This window comes from Nitrospira sp. BLG_2 (assembly GCF_049222245.1).
Map to the genome: position 1 here is coordinate 1 of NZ_JBLYIG010000734.1, position 1,521 is coordinate 1,521.

1 protein-coding gene is annotated in these 1,521 nt (G+C 56.0%); it reads left to right on the plus strand.

Translation table 11 applies throughout. The features are described 5' to 3' along the window. On the plus strand, positions 1-1,275 hold a 1,275-nt coding region (locus ACOSYY_RS19645; RefSeq protein WP_421664649.1), incomplete at its 5' end, for a hypothetical protein. Positions 1,276-1,521 lie beyond the last annotated feature (246 nt).

Below are 1,521 nucleotides of genomic sequence, written 5' to 3' on the forward strand. Positions count from 1 at the left end.
ATGGTCACAGATGAGACTGTGACCCACGTGCTAGTCATCTCTGATTCGGAATACGCCGCGCAGGCCGATGCGCGAAAGGCGGGCGTCGGTACTGAATCACAGATCATCTCGCGTGAGGTGTACTCAAAGGTTCAGCAATCCAAGTTCCTCCCAGTTGTCTGTGAATTCGACGATTCAGGCGAGCCCTTCCTCCCCACCTTTCTCAAATCCCGCATCTGGATCGACTTCTCTAGTCCTGAGGCTGCGAACGACAACTGGGAGCAGCTGATCCGAGTTCTCTATGGTAAGCCTGCTTACGAGAAGCCGACCCTCGGGCATGCGCCCACCTACGTCACAACAGATGTTACCGTACCCGCTAGCCCAGCCGGGGTGAAGTTCACGGCGCTCAGGCAGGCCATTATTCAAGAGAAGCGAGGGCTGAAGATCTATCGGCAGGACTATCTCGACGCGTGTTGCAGTTACGCCGATACGCTGCGCATTCGAGCTCGGCCCGATGTCACGAACATGGGGCAGCGCGTTCTGGAAGACTGCGGCAAGCTCAAGCTCGTGCGCGATCAGATCGTGGAATGGGTCTTGCTGGAATCCGGGGCCAATCCTTCAGAGGAGTTCGGCGAAGCTCTGGTCTCTCTGCTGGAGCGGTTGCTCGAACTCAAGTCGCGGCCGCCGGAAGTCAATTCTTGGAATGACGCGTGGTTCGAGGCGCACCGCGTATTCGTCTACGAGACTTTCCTATACATCGTAGCGGCTCTCCTGAGGACTGACTCGTTCGGCAGTCTCCATCTTATTCTCACTAATCACTATCTCTTGCCTGAGACCGAGGCGTCTGGGGTGAACCGATTCGACACGTTCGATACCTTCTACGGTTACTCCGATACGCTCCAGATTCTTGCCCCTAAAGGGCAGAGACTTTATGCACCTGCAGCGGAGCTCATCAAGCGTCAGGCGGATCGCACCGACCTCCCGTTCGCCGCCGTAATGCAGGCAGAACTGCTCGTGTTGATGATGGCTTTCATCACCGAAGGCTGTCGGTGGTATCCACAGACACTCCACTATTCGTCTCGTACCGGCGCGTTCCCGTTCTTCGTCAGAGCGGCACGGCACCGCGACTTTCAGAAGCTCGTGAAAATCACGGGGATAGGCAGTGGAGATGAACTGCGTGCGGCCGTGAAGGCAGGGCATGAGAAGCTCAGAGTGGATCAATGGCACAACTTCTGGCCGAGTGATCGATCTTTCTGGGGCAGCATGAATATGGATGCCCTAGATACGCTGTCGTGAGCTAACAACAGCATCAGCGAACGGCGCTCGGTGCCGCCGCTGAAGATGAGCGTTCTCTGAGGTAAGCCCATCGGAAAGTGCTAAACAATGAGGCGCCCCGTACAACGACCGGTCGGTCATTGACCATCAGCATGATGTTTCACACTTCAATATCATCATCCGCGTTTGCTACCACGCTGCTACCAGGACAGGACAAATCAGGCCCATCATCACCAATCGTGCCGGATTCCTGTTCTGTGGTTTCTT